The sequence below is a fragment of the Roseobacter sinensis genome, from assembly GCF_025755255.1.
Lineage (GTDB): Bacteria > Pseudomonadota > Alphaproteobacteria > Rhodobacterales > Rhodobacteraceae > Roseobacter > Roseobacter sinensis.
In genome coordinates this window covers 81958-96148 of record NZ_JALIEB010000002.1, presented here as the reverse complement: position 1 = coordinate 96148, position 14191 = coordinate 81958, and the positions used below count along the sequence as shown (strand labels likewise).

Here is a 14191-nt window from a genome sequence, read left to right as displayed (position 1 = left end):
GCGATATGCGCATTCCGACTGTGGACTTACGGCTTGGCGATCTCGCTCTCTCTTTGGAGAGATCATCCGCATCCCGTGGACGTTCTCAGCCATTGGGGTTGGAGTGCATCGGCCCCACCCTTACCCGCCCAAATCGGCGTAGTTGGTCGATGAGCCGCGGAGCCGAGCGACAACACCAGGGTGATCCCGCTCCCAGGCCTTGAAGGCCAGGAAGGCTTCGCGCGACGATGCAGGGCGCTGGTCTTCCGAGCTCATGAAATGCACCTTAACACGATCATAGTAGGCCATGCACTGCATGGCCTCTTCGCGGCTCGAGGCCTCCACGCGGGCGGCTGCGTCCCATGCGTCGTAGAGCGCCAATATGGATAAGAAATCTGCCACGGCCGTTTACCGACACGATGATGCTATGTCGGTTCAGCGAATAAGACGTAAACGTACCCTCTGCACGGCCGACGCGTTGGTCGCCCGTTTGATCGCACGGCCTGTTGGTGTTGCGATTATAGCAGTTTCAGGTCGCTGGCCATTTGCCGGCCGTCGCGGCCCTCTGCCAGTTCGAAGCTCACTTTCTGATCGTCGGCCAGACCGGTCAGACCCGATCTTTCAACCGCCGAGATGTGAACGAACACATCCGAGCCGCCCCCTTCCGGAGCGATAAAGCCGTAGCCTTTTGTGGTGTTGAACCACTTCACGGTGCCATTTGGCATTCCTTCCGTGCCTCCTTTTGTCTTACTGGACCGCCCCAAAAGCACTGGGGCGGCGTCTGCATGCAATTCATACGATGTCAATCGTATGTTCTGCCCTTTAAGAGATTGCCCTTCCTCTGTAAAAATCAAGCTAAACGGGAAGAAAGCTGCTGATTTCAGCCCCAAATTTTCGGAATTGTGAGTAAATGATGCGACTATATGGACTGAAGACATGCGACACATGCAGAAAGGCGCTGAAGGCCTTGCCCGAGGCCAGTTTCGCGGACGTTCGGGCCGATGGCGTGCCGGATGACGTGCTGACCGCCGCACTCGAACAGTTTGGCCGGGCTTTGGTGAACACGCGGTCGACAACATGGCGCGGACTTGACGAAGATCAGCGCGCGGCCGACCCGCGCGACCTGCTCAAGGCCCATCCAAGCCTGATGAAGCGGCCGCTGATTGTGTCAGGCACCGATATGTATCTGGGGTGGGGCGCGGACACACAAAGGGCGCTCGGCGTGTCCTGACGCGGCTCACTCGGCAGAGGCGCGCCGGCGCAACGCGGCGTCGAGCGAAAGCGGCCCTGCGCCCTTGATGACCAGCACCAGCAGGATGAAGATCCAGAAGGCACGCTGATCGAGGATCGCGCTGTCGGGAAAGCGGTCGAACCAGGCGCCAAAAGTCTCCTTGTGCTCCAACCCGCCATGACCGATCAGATCCGTCAGGGACTGGACGATGACAAAGCCGATCATCCCCAGCGCAGAGAGGCGCGTCAGAAGGCCCAGGACGATCAGCGCCGGCAGGATGAACTCGGCCCAGGTGCCCGCGACGACGACCGCCCAATGAAACATCGACAGCTGCGTCACGTCATAGGTGACAGCCTCCATCGCCTTGGGAAAGATCTGGGCGTAGGCACCCACGGACGGGCTGAACAGGCCGCCGATCCCGTCGCCCAGCTTGGTCAGCCCCGAGACCCAGAAATACATCAGCAGCGTGGCGGCAAAGACAAAACGCGCGAGCGTGGCAAGCAGCCAATCCGCCTGCGAGAGACGGTTGGTCGCCGAAGCATAGAGAGAGATCATTTAATCGTCCTTTGTCTTGTCGTCCGTCAGGGCGCTGGTTTGCAGCGCAAGGGTCAGAGCCTGCGCCAGATCGAAGTCGGGAACCGCGGCCAGAGCGGTGTCATGCGCCGCGCCAAATGTTTGACCCGAAGCGAGGCTTTCAAGCCAGAGAGCGCCACCCTCGGGCAGCAGATGCGGGCTTGGGTCGAACTCCGGCCGGGTGATGAGCACGTCCTGCGCCACCGCGCGCGGCTTCGGTGCGTCAGCCTCGTTGTTCAGCCGCCAGATATCGTAGAGCGGCCAGCGCGACCGGACGATCCGCGTTGCAGGGTGCAGAGCAAGGCTCATGCCGACGAGCGCCTCAGGTGCGCATTGCAGCCGTTCGGGCGCCAGCGCCGGGGCGTCGGCGGCGTGATAGGCGGCCCGCAGGGCCAGATCGAGCCGCGCACAATCGGCCAGGTAGCCCAGATGTGCCAGCGGTTCGAAGGTCTCCAGAAAGCCGGGCAGCGCCGCGCCATAGTGCATCATCAGCGGCGAGCTCGGCGGGTGCGCGCGGACGTAAATGCCAGCCAGCCTGGCAAATGTCTGCGCGCCCAGGAGTTTGTAGACCAGCGGAAAGGCCACTTGCAGCGCCTCGGTCAGCGAGACGACCACATTGTTCCGGTAGACAGCGAAGCGGCGGCCCGCGGGCTGATCCGCACCATCCAGCAAGCCCTCCGGCACCGCCTGAGTCGGATCCAGCAAGGCGCCGCGAAATCTTGTTTGAGTGACGATCATCGGACCGGCGACAGCGCCTTCGCTGCGCGGTCTGCCTCGCTCCGCAAGGTCGGCCAGTCCGGGACATCCGTATCCCACTCGACCAGAATCGGGCGGGGGCCGGACTTTGCCAGCGTGATCTCAAGCAGCGACCAGACCGGATCGACGACCGGCGCGCCGTGGCTGTCGATGAGCAAGGGTGTGCCATGCTCGTCGGTCTCTTCGTCATGACCGCCGACGTGGATTTCCCCAACCGCATGCAGCGGGAAGGCATCGATGTAGTCGCGGGCCGAGAGACCGAGGTTGGTGGCCGATACAAAGACGTTGTTGACGTCGAGCAGCAGGCCGCACCCGGTGCGGCGGACCAGCTCGCTCAGAAAGTCGGTCTCGGACCACGTGCTTTCGGCAAAGGCGAGGTAGCTCGACGGGTTTTCCAGAAGCATCTGACAGCCGAGGGTGGACTGGACCTGATCGATGTGATCGGCCACGCGCGCAAGCGTTTCGTCGGTGTAGGGCAGCGGCAGCAGGTCGTTGAGGAATTCGGCTCCGTGGGTCGACCAGGCCAGATGCTCCGAGAAGCTCGCGGGCTGCAACCAGCCCACCAAGTGTTTCAGACGGGCCAGATGCGCGGGATCAAGCGGGCCCTCACCGCCGATGCTGAGACCGACACCATGCACCGACACTGCGAATTGTTCGGAGAGCGCGCGCAGCTGTGCGATCGGCCGTCCGCCGTCACCCATGTAGTTCTCGGCATGAATCTCGAGCCATGCAACAGGGCCCGGCTCTGCGCGCAATTCGTCGAAATGCTGCGGCTTGTAGCCGACGCCGGGGGCTGCGGGCAGGTGGTCGAAACGGGGAGAATTGTCCAGCATTTTGGCCCTCTGACGGACGTTGGGGTCTCGGGTATCTTCAGATGAGAGAGGTCCGGCGACCAGTTGTCGCCGAACGCAAGTCTTTCAGATCCGGCCTTATGCAGGCAGGTCGCGGTCCAGTTCTTCCAGCGAGCCTTGGCGCGGTGTGCCGTCGGCCATTGCCGGCAGTTCGATCTCTGTGCACGTGCCTGCGTCCACAAGGGTCCAAGCGTTGCCTTGATAGTCAACCGTAGATGTGCCGGCGCAGGTTGTACCCGGGCCCGCAGCACAGTCATTGGCACCGGCCAACGAAATGCCATAGCATTTCTCCTTGGCGGCCGCCTGAGCTGTGGTCACCTGAGCGGTCATCGCCGCAGCAACAGCTCCAACGATTGCGACTGTTTTCATCGTATTCGACATGATTTCATTCCCTATTTGAGGACCATGGTGGCCAATGATAGGGCAAAAGCTAAAGGCTGGGAAACCGACATTCCACTCACGAGCCTGTGCCTCACGCAGCCGTCAGCAGATGTTGGCTCTCTGCGCGGAAATCTTGGCGAAGATTACGGAATGTTACAGGAATCACGCCTCACACCGACGGTTTTACGGCGTGAGGCGGGCAATTGTTACAGCAGATCCGGGGGCGTCGCGTCACGTCCCAGAGCCTCTGCTACAGCCCCAAGCGCCTCGACGGTGGTCTGTTTTTCGCCAAGCCGGCGGACCGTCACGGTGCGCTCGTCCACTTCGCGTGCGCCGACGGCGAGGATCACAGGTACCTTGCCCACCGAGTGTTCGCGGACCTTGTAGTTGATCTTCTCGTTGCGCACGTCGGCTTCGGCGCGCACGCCGGCCGCCTTCAGCGTGTCCACGACGTCCTGCACATATTCATCTGCATCCGAGATGATCGAAGCTACAACCACCTGACGCGGGGCCAGCCAGAAGGGCAGCTTGCCGGCGGAGTTCTCGATCAGGATCCCGATGAACCGCTCGAAGGATCCCAGACAGGCGCGGTGCAGCATGTAGGGCCGGTGCTTGGCGCCGTCCTCGCCGATATAGGTGGCCCCCAGCCGTTCGGGCAGGTTCGGGTCCACCTGGAAGGTGCCGCACTGCCAGACCCGGCCAATGGCGTCGGTCAGGTAGAAGTCGAGCTTGGGGCCATAGAAGGCGCCGTCGCCCGGCTCCAGCGTGAAGTCACGCCCGGTTGCCTTGATGGCGGCTTCCAGCGCCCCTTCCACGTGATCCCAGCTCTCGTCACTGCCCACGCGTTTTTCGGGCCGGGTGGCGAATTTGATCTCGAATTTCTCGAAGCCCAGATCGGTGTAGATATCTGCAAGGAAGTTGATGAACTTCGCGCACTCCGCCTCGATCTGCGCTTCGGTGCAGAAGATATGCGCGTCGTCCTGGGTGAAGCCGCGCACGCGCATGATGCCGTGCAGCGCGCCGGAGGGCTCATATCGGGTGCAGGCGCCGAACTCGGCCAGGCGCAGCGGCAGGTCGCGATAGGACTTGAGGCCCTGATTGAACACCTGCACGTGGCAGGGGCAGTTCATCGGTTTCAGCGCGTTCACGGCTTTCTCAGCCGCGTGCTCCTCCTCCACCTCAACGATGAACATGTGCTCCTGGTATTTCTCCCAGTGACCCGAGGCTTCCCAGAGCTTGCGGTTCACGACCTGCGGGGTGTTGATCTCGCGATAGCCGCCTGCGCGCTGCTTGCGGCGCATGTAGTCCTGCAGAGTGGTGTAGATGGTCCAGCCGTTGGGGTGCCAGAAGACCTGGCCCGGCGCCTCCTCCTGCATGTGGTAGAGGTCCATCTCGCGGCCCAGCTTGCGGTGGTCGCGCTTGGCGGCCTCTTCCAGCATGTTGAGATGGGCGCGCAGCTTCTCCTTGCCGGTGAAGGCGACGCCGTAAATGCGCTGTAGCATCGCGCGATCGCTGTCGCCGCGCCAATAGGCGCCCGCGATGGACATCAGTTTGAAGGCATCGCCGGGCACCTGTCCGGTGTGCTGCAGGTGCGGACCACGGCAGAGGTCCTGCCAGTCGCCATGCCAGTACATGCGCAGCGGTTCGTCACCCGGGATCGCCTCGATCAGTTCGACTTTGTAAGGTTCACCGTTGTCTTCATAATGCTTGATCGCGCGCGCGCGGTCCCAGACCTCGGTGCGCACCGGGTCACGCTTGTTGATGATCTCCTTCATCTTCTTCTCGATGAGGCCGAGGTCTTCGGGGGTGAAGGGGTCCGCCCGGTCGAAGTCGTAATACCAGCCGTTCTCGATCACCGGACCGATGGTGACCTTGGTGTCGGGCCAGATCTCCTGCACCGCGCGGGCCATGATATGGGCAAGGTCATGGCGCACCAGCTCGTTGGCCTGCTCTTCATCCGCCATGGTGTGAATCGCGATGGTGGCATCTTCCTCGATGGGCCAGGCCAGATCGTAATGCGCGCCATTCACCGTGGCGGAGATGGCCTTCTTGCGCAGCGAGGTGGAGATGCTGGCCGCCACATCGCCAGCGGTCACGCCAGCCTCGAAGCTGCGTGCGTTGCCATCGGGAAAAGTGAGAGAGATCGCGGTGTCTTTCGGAGCCATCGGCTGGCACTCCTCGTCGGTTTGGCGCCTACGAGACGCCCGGTTGCGGGTTATGTGGCGTGCTGATCGCGCCTGCGCCGGGCAGAGTCAAGCGGTATACCTATGAATACGTTGACTGCGACCGTTGATGTGTTAAATCCGACATGTTTCCAATCGGAAACTCAGCGCCAAAAAGGGGACGCCATGCCACGCTATAACAAGACGTTCGAGTTGAGCATCCAAGACGTCGATCTGATTGAAGAAGCGCTGCGCGCGCGGGGCCGGGAGCTGTGCAAGATGCGGCGTGCGTTGGCCGATGACAACCCGGCGGACATGCAGTCGATTGCGGTGATCGAGGCGGACCAGCGTGAGACCGAAGAGCTGCTTGGCCGACTTCACAATCAGAAGATATTCTATCGGCCCGGCGCGACCCCCTACGTGAGCGGGTAGCCGCACCGGACCTTCGATTTGTCACGCCGTATAGGCCGCGTAACCCATCACAAGGCAGCAGAGCCACCCGCCCGTGAACAGGATCGGCCTTAGCGGGAAGCGCGCGAGGCCCGAGATCATCCCGATGGCATGGGCGACCCGCAGGCATAGAAAGATGATCGCGGTCCACTGCGTGAGTGCAGAAAAGCCATCGAGCCGGTCCACGACGAGGACCAAGACCGCGAACGGGACCAGCTGTTCCAGAAGATTGAGATGTGCGCGATGCGCACGGTGCACCCACTCCGGGAACCCCACAAGAGGCGGCGGGCGCGCAAAGTCGTCCACGCCTTGTTGCGGGTGCATGTTCACCCCGACGATGTAGGGGATCCAGAGCGAGGCTGCGAAGAGCGCCAGCCAGATGACGACGCTCAACTCCGCGGGAAGCGCTGAAATCTCCATCGCTTAACCCGCCATCGCATGATCGTTGAACTTGACGGTCTCGCCGGTTTCCAGCCAGCTCTTCAGACCCGAGGCAAAGCGGGCCCAGCCGTCATGAATGCCCTCGCCCGGAACGACGGGGTGGGTCAGATCGTAGTGTTCGATGACGAGCTTCATGTGATCACCCTCCGGGACCAGCAGAAAGACCTGCCGCGAGGGTTGCAGCGTTTCGTCCCATCCAGGTTCGAAGGTGGCAGCGATGCGGGACTTCGGCGTGATCTCCAGCGTCTTGCAGGTCAGCATTCTGCTGCCATCGGCGTGCTCGTAGACGTAAGTGTCACCCTGCTTGACGACGCGCGCGGCGAGAAAGTGATAGGCGCTCATCTGCTCGGGGTCGGTCAGCGCGTCCCATAGGGCGTCATGGGTACAGCGAATGAAGGTTTGCATCATGAAGTCGGGCTTGGCATCGCGCATCGGCGTGGTTCCTTCCAGTTTGGATTTGAGGTCGAGAGCTGCTCGTGCCGCCGGTTTGACCCGGTAGGGGTCGATCCAGCGGTCAATCGCATCCTGCAAGGGCAGGGCGTTCAGGTAATGATGTTTGAACCGTCCCACTTTCTTGGTGACGATCAGGTTCGCTTCTTCAAGAACGCCCAGATGTTTCATCACGCCAAATCGCGACATCTCAAGCTGGCCTTGCAGGTCCAGCAGGCTCTGCCCGGGTTTGGCGCGCAAACTGTCAAGCAGCTTGCGGCGGGTGGGGTCGGCCAAGGCTTTGAAGATCGAATCCATGGGAGATCTTATACGTTACTATATAGTCACGTGACAACATGGTAACGTAAAAAATCTCTTGTGAGGGGATTGCGGGTGCGGTCGCTGCGCCACATGATCGCGGACAAAAGGACCGTGTGCATGACCTCTCCCACTTTCTTCGACGGCCCGGATGGCCGACGGCTCGCCTATCACCAGACCGATGGTGCCGGGCCCTGGGTCGTGTTTCTCGGCGGGCTGAAGTCGGACATGAAGGGAACGAAGGCGCTGCATCTGGAGGCCTGGGCCCAGCAGGAAGGCCGCGCCTTCCTGCGGTTCGACTACTCGGGACACGGCGAGTCCTCGGGAAGTTTCGAAGAAGGCGCGATCGGTGACTGGGCGGAGGACACCGCCGCCATCGTTGCGGGGCTGACCGAGGGCCCGATTGTCCCGGTGGGCTCTTCCATGGGGGGCTGGCAGGCCCTGCTGCTGGCACGGCGAATGCCCGAGAGGCTGGCTGGCCTCGTCACGATCGCGGCCGCTCCAGACTTCACCGAAGACAGCTATTGGGCGGGCTTCTCCGAGGCGCAACGCGCGCAAGTCACAACCGAGGGGCGCGTCGAACTGCCGTCCGATTACATGGAGCCCTACGTGATCACGCGCCGCATGATCGAGGATGGGCGGGCCAATCTCGTCCTGCGCAGCCCCTTGGTTCTGCCGTGCCCCGTGCGCTGCTTGCAGGGCACCGCCGATACTGCGGTCACGACCGAAACGGCGCTGCGGCTTCTGGATCACGCCACATGCGACGACATGCGCCTGACGCTGGTGAAGGATGCCGACCATCGCTTTTCCGATGACCGCTGTCTTGCCTTGATCGAAGCGGCTCTCACCGAGGTCCTGACAGTAGCGGCGGAGACGGTCTGATGGAGCAGCGCATCAGCCTGATCACGCTCGGCGCCCGCGACATAGAGCGGCTGTCGGCCTTCTACGATGCGCTCGGCTGGTCGCGCACGCCCTCGCCGGACGGCGTGATCGCCTATGACCTGATCGGTCAGACGCTGGGGCTTTACCCGCTCGACAAGCTGGTCGAAGACATCGGCCTGCCGGTGGACGCCCTGGGGTGCGGCGCGAGCACGCTTGCCCATAATCTGAGGGATCGGGCCGAGGTCGGCGAAGTCCTGAGCCGCGCAGAGATCGCGGGCGCGCGCATTCTCAAACCGGCACAGGAGGTGTTCTGGGGAGGATACCACGGCTATTTCGCCGATCCCGAAGGCCACATCTGGGAGATCGCGTACAACCCGTTTTCCCCGCTGCGTGAAGATGGCGCCTTTCGCTGGATGGGCTACGGGGAGGCCTGATGCTCAGTCCGAAGTCCATGTGGAGCCTGGAGACGCTGGGTCGGGTCCGCCTGTCGAGACATTTCTACATGCGCGACTTCCTTTATTCCGAGATCGGCAACATGCATCAGGTCCGGAATGTGCCGCCCGACCCGGACCTCGCGATTGAGACGGGTCGGATGCTCTGCACGCAGTTGCTCGATCCGCTGGAAGAGACCTTCGGGCGCCTCGCCATCCGCTCCGGCTATCGCTCGCCCGAGCTCAACGGGTACGGCAACCGCAATCGCCTGAATTGCGCGGCCAACGACAATCCGATCGAATGCCATATCTGGGATCGTGGCCGCGGAGCCGCTGCAATCGCAGGCACTTCGCTGGCGATCCCCTGGTTCGCAGATCAGTATCAGGCCGGGCGGGACTGGCGCGATCTGGCCTGGTGGCTGCATGATCATCTGCCCTATTCGGAGATTTGGTTCTTTCCGAAGCTTGCCGCGTTCAACCTGGTCTGGCGGCCCGAGCCGCGGCGCACCATATCGAGCTACATCGCGCCCAAGGGCATGCTGCTGCGCGCTGGTGACGAACCGGGCGAGGCTCTTGCGGCGCGCCGGGTGCGCTACGCAGATTTCCCAGCGTTCCGCGGGATCGACTATCCCGAGGCCATTGCGCCAACGCCCTGAGGCGGAAGCCCACCCCTATGTTCCCGCGGGGCTTGTGGTTGCGACCATAGCGGGTAACACTCCGCATAATGTGTTGGGGGCAGCAAGGCATCAGATGAGCAGCGGGCACGGTCGATCTTCGGGGCGGGCGGCGCATGGCTGAACCGCTGGTTCTCTTGCCCGGGCTGATGTGCGACGCGCGACTTTTCGGCCCGCAGATTGCCGAACTGTCCGCCGATACCGCCGTCATGGTGGCGCCGATCACGCAAGGCGAACGGATCGAGGAGATCGCATCGGGGCTGCTCGACCAACTCCCTGTACGCTTTGCCCTCGCAGGCCTCAGCATGGGCGGGATCGTCGCCATGGAGATCCTGCGCCGCGCACCGGATCGCGTCAGCCGGATCGCGCTGATGGACACGAACCCGCTGGCCGAGACCCCGCAGGTCGCCGCCGCGCGCGAACCGCAGATCGTGGCAGCGCGGACCGGGCGCATGCTCGATGTGATGCGGGACGAGATGAAGCCCAACTACCTCGCGCCGGGACCCTATCGGCAGGAGGTGCTCGATCTGGTGATGGATATGGCGGACGCCTTGGGGCCGGAGGTCTTCGTGCGGCAGTCGCGCGCGCTGCAACGTCGCCGCGATCAGCAGAGCACGCTGCGCAAGTGCAAGGTGCCCGCGCTGGTCCTGTGCGGTGCGCATGATGCACTCTGTCCGGTGAAGCGGCACGAGGCGATGTCAGAGCTCATACCCTATGCGACGCTGCGTGTTCTGGAGCAGTCGGGCCACCTGCCCACGCTCGAGCAGCCGGGCGAGACCACGCAGGCGCTGCGGGACTGGATGCAGCAACCGCTGGTTCTGCGCTGATCGCCTTGGTTCAGGCGGCGGCGTTCTTGTTCGCGGCCTTGCGGGTCTTCTTCGGGGGATGTCCGCTGTTTGCGTCGATGAAATCGAGCACCAGCGGTCGGATGTTGCGCCGCCAGCTCTTGCCAGCGAAGATACCGTAGTGGCCCGCGCCTTCTTCGAGGTGGCTGGCCTTCTTCTCGTCCGGCAGGCCGGTGCAAAGATCCAGCGCGGCGACGCATTGGCCGGGCGCGGAAATATCATCCTTGGAGCCTTCCACCGTCTTGACCGCGACCGTTGTGATCTTGCCGATGTCCACGGGCTTGCCGGCAACCGAGAACATGTTCTTCGCAATCTCGCCATTCTTGAAGATGCGCTCGACGGTGCTGAGGTAGAATTCCGCGGTCATATCCATCACGGCGAGATACTCGTCGTAGAACTTGTTGTGCTTGTCGTGATCGGCCGCCTCGCCGCGCGCCACGCGCGAGATCTGGTCGGTGAAGGCCTTGGCATGGGTTTCGGCATTCATCGAGATGAAGGAGGACAGCTGCAGCAGGCCGGGATAGACCATGCGGCCGACGCCCGGGTATTTGAAGCCGACGCGCTGGATCATCAGCTCTTCGAGCTGGCCCATCGTCATCCGATGTCCGAAGTCGGTCACGTCCGTGGGCGTAGCATCGGGGTCGATGGGGCCACCGATCAGGGTCAGGCTGCGCGGCTGCGCTGCGGGGTCTTCCTCGGCCAGATAGGCGGTTGCGGCAAGGGCGAGCGGGGCGGGCTGGCAGACCGCGATCACATGGGTGTCGGGGCCCAGCTCCTTCATGAAATCGACAAGGTAGAGGGTGTAATCTTCGACATCGAACTTGCCGGCGCTGACGGGGATGTCGCGCGCATTATGCCAATCCGTGATATAGAGATCCGCATCCGGCAGCAGGCTGATCACCGTTGACCGCAGGAGGGTCGCATAGTGGCCGGACATCGGGGCGACCAGAAGCACCTTGCGGTCGGGCACGTCCCGGCCCGGCACCTCGAAATGCACGAGATCGCCAAACGCACGCTGTACCACGACTTCGGTGTGAACGAGATGATCGCGCCCATCCTTTGTGGGCACCGCGGGGATGTTCCAGTCCGGCTTGACCACCATGCGCTGGAAGGTCCGTTCGGTCACCTCGCCCCAGGCGCGCATCCAGGCGACACTTGGGTTGGGAATCAACGCGAACGCTGGGTAAGCTGCCATGGCGTGGGCCGTTGCACCGAGCCATTGGTTGGTATTGCGGAGGCTTTCCATCAAGTCGTAAGTCGCCATATAGCGCATAAGGGGTCTCCTTGTTACACTCCGGTCGCACCGGCACCGAACAGTCGCTTCGCCCCCTGAAAGCCTACGACGTGATGCTGCAGGTGCAAACATACGAGGGAATGATTAACATGACAATATCTTCTGACGGCGGCGTGGTTCCCTCCGGTGAAACCCTTGAGAAGATGACCGAAAACCTGAAGAAGGTCGAGGAGCTGTCAGAGCGGTTGCAGCGGGTTCTGACCAACCGGCAGTCGCACAATCCGGCTCTGGACGCGCCGAATCAAGAGCTTTTCGGCCGTGCAGCACAAGCCTATTGGGCCGAGGCAGTCAAGAATCCGGCCAAGATCTTCGAGCACCAGATGAGCTATTGGTCGGACACGATGAAGCAATTCGTCGCGGCGCAGCATGAGTTGACAAAGGGCAAGTTCAGCGCGCCGGAAGATCCGGGCCCTTCGGATCGGCGGTTCTCGAACCCGCTCTGGGACACGCATCCGTACTTCAACTACGTGAAGAAACAGTATCTCATCAACGCCGAAGCACTGCAGGCCGCAGTGCAGGGCGTCACACATCTGGAGCCGAAGGAAAAGAACCGCCTGGAGTACTTTGCCCGTCAGATCGTCGACATGATGTCGCCGACCAATTTCCTCGCGACCAATCCCGACGCGCTGGAGCGAGCATTGGAAACCGAGGGCCAGAGCCTCGTCAAGGGGCTTGAAAACCTGATCAGCGATCTGGAAGCGAACAAGGGTGAGCTCGTCGTAAAGCTGGCAGACGAGGGCGCTTTCGAACTGGGGCGCAATATCGCGACGACACCCGGCAAGGTCGTGTTCCGAAACAGGATGATGGAGTTGATCCAGTACAGCCCCAGCACCGATGAGGTCTACAAGACCCCGCTGATCATCTTCCCGCCCTGGATCAACAAATACTACATCCTTGATCTAAAGGAGCAGAACAGTCTGGTGAAATGGGTCGTGGATCAGGGCCATACCGTCTTTGTGGTCTCCTGGGTCAATCCCGACCCGACCTATCGCGACGTCGGGATGGAAGACTATATCGAGGATGGATACCTGACCGCGATCAACGAGGTGAAGGCCATCACCAAGGAGCGCCAGGTGAACGTGATCGGCTATTGTATCGCGGGCACCACCCTTGCCTTGACACTGTCACTGCTGAAACAGCGTAAAGACAAATCGGTCAAATCGGCCACCTTCTTCACCGCGCTCACGGACTTCTCGGATCAGGGGGAGTTCGCGCCGTTCCTGACCGACGATTTCATCGACGGTATCGAGGAGGAGGTGGAGGACAAGGGGGTTCTGCCGTCGGTCATCATGGCCCGGACCTTTTCCTTCCTGCGCTCGAACGATCTCATCTATGGCCCCGCGATCAAGAGCTACATGATGGGGGAAACGCCGCCCGCCTTCGATCTGCTCTACTGGAATGGCGACGGCGCCAACCTGCCCGCGAAGATGGCGATGCAGTATCTGCGCGGTCTGTGCCAGCGGGACGAGCTGGCCCAGGGCGGGTTCGACCTGCTGGGCCACAAGCTGACACTGGGCGATGTCGACGTGCCGCTCTGCGCCATTGCCTGCGAGACCGATCACATCGCCGCGTGGAAGGACAGCTATCGCGGCATCCAGCAGATGGGGTCGAAGGACAAGACCTTCATCATGACCCAGTCGGGTCACATTGCCGGCATCGTGAATCCGCCCACACGCATCAAGTACGGCCATTACACCAACCCCGACCTCTCGCTGCCCCACGAGGAGTGGCAGGCGCAGGCGGAGTTCCATGAAGGCTCATGGTGGCCGCGCTGGGAGACCTGGCTGAATGCGCGGGCGGGCAAACTGATTCCCGCACGCGAACCCGGTGCATCGACGCACCCGGCGCTCTGCGATGCGCCCGGCACCTACGTGGCCAAGAAGGCAACTCTCTGATTCCAGCGGCGCTTTCCTTAACGTCAAGAAAGATGCTGCACCGCAGAAAAAAAGACTTGAAATGCCGCGGTGCAGCATGTATATCTTTTGCAGACGCAGAGAAGCGGGATGCTCCCGCAGGCGCAAGAGGAATTGAAGATATGACCAAGACACCTGACCTGACCGCGATGCTCAAAGACGTCATGGGTGCGTTCCCGATCGACACTTCAGCGATGGAAGACGCATTCAAGACAACCGCATCGCTGAACGAGAAGCTTTCTGGCGTGGCGCTGACCGCTGCCGAGAAGTCGACCGAGATTTCCAGCAAATGGACCCAAGAGACCCTGGCCAAACTGGCCGAGATGTCGAAAGCGAAAGACGAGCCGGTCGACTACGCGAAAGCAATGACCGACTTCGCCTCGGCCTACTCGGAAACCGCCGCCGAGCATATGGCCGCTTTCGCCGAAGTCGCGAAAAAAGCACAGATGGAAACCGTTGAGTTGATGATGGCTGCCGGCAAGGACATGAGCGAAGACGCGTCCGCCGCCGTTAAGAAAGCCACCAAAGAGGCAACTGCTGCGGTCAAGAAAGCAGCAACTGCAAAGTAACCAGTTCCTGGT

18 protein-coding genes are annotated in these 14191 nt (G+C 61.9%); 8 read left to right on the top strand and 10 right to left on the bottom strand.

From position 1 onward, the window contains the following. Positions 1-120 precede the first annotated feature (120 nt). Both MUB52_RS03315 and MUB52_RS03310 read right to left on the bottom strand, forming a co-directional pair. Entirely contained in the window at positions 121-381 is a 261-nt protein-coding gene (locus MUB52_RS03315) for a hypothetical protein (protein ID WP_263842770.1), read from the bottom strand. 116 nt (positions 382-497) lie between these two features. Continuing rightward, on the bottom strand, positions 498-704 hold the full coding sequence (locus tag MUB52_RS03310; protein ID WP_263842769.1) for a cold-shock protein: 207 nt from the start codon (positions 702-704) through the stop codon (positions 498-500). 188 nt (positions 705-892) lie between these two features. Here MUB52_RS03310 and MUB52_RS03305 point away from each other — a divergent pair, with 188 nt between their 5' ends. Then, on the top strand, positions 893-1210 hold the full coding sequence (locus MUB52_RS03305; RefSeq protein ID WP_263843143.1) for an arsenate reductase family protein: 318 nt from the start codon (positions 893-895) through the stop codon (positions 1208-1210). A 6-nt stretch (positions 1211-1216) separates the two neighbouring features. Here MUB52_RS03305 and MUB52_RS03300 read toward each other — a convergent pair whose 3' ends face one another. From MUB52_RS03300 to thrS, 5 genes are all read right to left on the bottom strand, one after another. Further along, a complete protein-coding gene (locus MUB52_RS03300; protein WP_263842768.1) occupies positions 1217-1765 on the bottom strand; it encodes a DoxX family protein in 549 nt (182 codons plus the stop codon). Continuing rightward, positions 1766-2521, bottom strand: coding sequence for an HvfC/BufC N-terminal domain-containing protein (locus tag MUB52_RS03295; RefSeq protein WP_263842767.1), 756 nt, complete (start codon positions 2519-2521; stop codon positions 1766-1768). After that, positions 2518-3372 carry an MNIO family bufferin maturase gene (gene bufB, locus MUB52_RS03290; RefSeq protein WP_263842766.1) on the bottom strand — a complete coding sequence of 285 codons (855 nt, stop codon included), beginning with the start codon at positions 3370-3372 and terminating at the stop codon, positions 2518-2520. Before bufB ends, MUB52_RS03295 begins: the two co-directional genes overlap by 4 nt. A gap of 96 nt (positions 3373-3468) precedes the next feature. Next, positions 3469-3771, bottom strand: a complete 303-nt coding sequence (locus MUB52_RS03285; protein ID WP_263842765.1) for a BufA1 family periplasmic bufferin-type metallophore — start codon at positions 3769-3771, stop codon at positions 3469-3471. 206 nt (positions 3772-3977) lie between these two features. Continuing rightward, the gene (gene thrS, locus MUB52_RS03280) at positions 3978-5936 is read right to left on the bottom strand and encodes a threonine--tRNA ligase (protein WP_263842764.1); all 1959 of its coding nucleotides are present in this window, start codon (positions 5934-5936) and stop codon (positions 3978-3980) included. Positions 5937-6119: 183 nt separating this feature from the next. Between thrS and MUB52_RS03275 the strand changes: the two genes are divergently transcribed. Further along, on the top strand, positions 6120-6365 hold the full coding sequence (locus tag MUB52_RS03275) for a hypothetical protein (RefSeq protein ID WP_263842763.1): 246 nt from the start codon (positions 6120-6122) through the stop codon (positions 6363-6365). A 21-nt stretch (positions 6366-6386) separates the two neighbouring features. Here MUB52_RS03275 and MUB52_RS03270 read toward each other — a convergent pair whose 3' ends face one another. Continuing rightward, entirely contained in the window at positions 6387-6803 is a 417-nt protein-coding gene (locus MUB52_RS03270; protein WP_263842762.1) for an MAPEG family protein, read from the bottom strand. A gap of 3 nt (positions 6804-6806) precedes the next feature. Beyond that, positions 6807-7571: an ArsR/SmtB family transcription factor gene (locus MUB52_RS03265; protein ID WP_263842761.1), complete on the bottom strand. Its 765-nt coding sequence runs from the start codon at positions 7569-7571 to the stop codon at positions 6807-6809. A 120-nt stretch (positions 7572-7691) separates the two neighbouring features. Here MUB52_RS03265 and MUB52_RS03260 point away from each other — a divergent pair, with 120 nt between their 5' ends. From MUB52_RS03260 to MUB52_RS03245, 4 genes are all read left to right on the top strand, one after another. Beyond that, positions 7692-8453, top strand: a complete 762-nt coding sequence (locus MUB52_RS03260) for an alpha/beta fold hydrolase (protein WP_263842760.1) — start codon at positions 7692-7694, stop codon at positions 8451-8453. Continuing rightward, the gene (locus tag MUB52_RS03255; RefSeq protein WP_263842759.1) at positions 8453-8887 is read left to right on the top strand and encodes a VOC family protein; all 435 of its coding nucleotides are present in this window, start codon (positions 8453-8455) and stop codon (positions 8885-8887) included. Before MUB52_RS03260 ends, MUB52_RS03255 begins: the two co-directional genes overlap by 1 nt. A 17-nt stretch (positions 8888-8904) precedes the next feature. Beyond that, entirely contained in the window at positions 8905-9540 is a 636-nt protein-coding gene (locus MUB52_RS03250) for a hypothetical protein (RefSeq protein WP_263843142.1), read from the top strand. A gap of 134 nt (positions 9541-9674) precedes the next feature. Continuing rightward, positions 9675-10385: an alpha/beta fold hydrolase gene (locus tag MUB52_RS03245; RefSeq protein ID WP_263842758.1), complete on the top strand. Its 711-nt coding sequence runs from the start codon at positions 9675-9677 to the stop codon at positions 10383-10385. A 10-nt stretch (positions 10386-10395) separates the two neighbouring features. Here the strand turns inward: MUB52_RS03245 and phaZ are convergent, their stop codons facing one another. Beyond that, entirely contained in the window at positions 10396-11676 is a 1281-nt protein-coding gene (phaZ, locus tag MUB52_RS03240) for a polyhydroxyalkanoate depolymerase (protein ID WP_263842757.1), read from the bottom strand. A 110-nt stretch (positions 11677-11786) separates the two neighbouring features. On the opposite strand from phaZ, the gene MUB52_RS03235 reads away from it, so the two are divergent. Continuing rightward, positions 11787-13592: a PHA/PHB synthase family protein gene (locus MUB52_RS03235; protein WP_263842756.1), complete on the top strand. Its 1806-nt coding sequence runs from the start codon at positions 11787-11789 to the stop codon at positions 13590-13592. 140 nt (positions 13593-13732) lie between these two features. Beyond that, on the top strand, positions 13733-14179 hold the full coding sequence (locus MUB52_RS03230; RefSeq protein ID WP_263842755.1) for a phasin family protein: 447 nt from the start codon (positions 13733-13735) through the stop codon (positions 14177-14179). Positions 14180-14191: the final 12 nt, after the last annotated feature.

Bases quoted from the DNA above. Each gene is read 5' to 3' on its own strand.
- MUB52_RS03245 (WP_263842758.1), top strand. From the start codon at position 9,675: ATGGCTGAACCGCTGGTTCTCTTGCCCGGGCTGATGTGCGACGCGCGA.
- MUB52_RS03265 (WP_263842761.1), bottom strand. From the start codon at position 7,571: ATGGATTCGATCTTCAAAGCCTTGGCCGACCCCACCCGCCGCAAGCTG.
- MUB52_RS03305 (WP_263843143.1), top strand. From the start codon at position 893: ATGCGACTATATGGACTGAAGACATGCGACACATGCAGAAAGGCGCTG.
- MUB52_RS03260 (WP_263842760.1), top strand. From the start codon at position 7,692: ATGACCTCTCCCACTTTCTTCGACGGCCCGGATGGCCGACGGCTCGCC.
- MUB52_RS03285 (WP_263842765.1), bottom strand. From the start codon at position 3,771: ATGTCGAATACGATGAAAACAGTCGCAATCGTTGGAGCTGTTGCTGCG.
- MUB52_RS03230 (WP_263842755.1), top strand. From the start codon at position 13,733: ATGACCAAGACACCTGACCTGACCGCGATGCTCAAAGACGTCATGGGT.
- MUB52_RS03310 (WP_263842769.1), bottom strand. From the start codon at position 704: ATGCCAAATGGCACCGTGAAGTGGTTCAACACCACAAAAGGCTACGGC.
- phaZ (WP_263842757.1), bottom strand. From the start codon at position 11,676: ATGCGCTATATGGCGACTTACGACTTGATGGAAAGCCTCCGCAATACC.
- thrS (WP_263842764.1), bottom strand. From the start codon at position 5,936: ATGGCTCCGAAAGACACCGCGATCTCTCTCACTTTTCCCGATGGCAAC.
- MUB52_RS03295 (WP_263842767.1), bottom strand. From the start codon at position 2,521: ATGATCGTCACTCAAACAAGATTTCGCGGCGCCTTGCTGGATCCGACT.
- MUB52_RS03235 (WP_263842756.1), top strand. From the start codon at position 11,787: ATGACAATATCTTCTGACGGCGGCGTGGTTCCCTCCGGTGAAACCCTT.
- MUB52_RS03275 (WP_263842763.1), top strand. From the start codon at position 6,120: ATGCCACGCTATAACAAGACGTTCGAGTTGAGCATCCAAGACGTCGAT.
- MUB52_RS03255 (WP_263842759.1), top strand. From the start codon at position 8,453: ATGGAGCAGCGCATCAGCCTGATCACGCTCGGCGCCCGCGACATAGAG.
- bufB (WP_263842766.1), bottom strand. From the start codon at position 3,372: ATGCTGGACAATTCTCCCCGTTTCGACCACCTGCCCGCAGCCCCCGGC.
- MUB52_RS03300 (WP_263842768.1), bottom strand. From the start codon at position 1,765: ATGATCTCTCTCTATGCTTCGGCGACCAACCGTCTCTCGCAGGCGGAT.
- MUB52_RS03250 (WP_263843142.1), top strand. From the start codon at position 8,905: ATGTGGAGCCTGGAGACGCTGGGTCGGGTCCGCCTGTCGAGACATTTC.
- MUB52_RS03270 (WP_263842762.1), bottom strand. From the start codon at position 6,803: ATGGAGATTTCAGCGCTTCCCGCGGAGTTGAGCGTCGTCATCTGGCTG.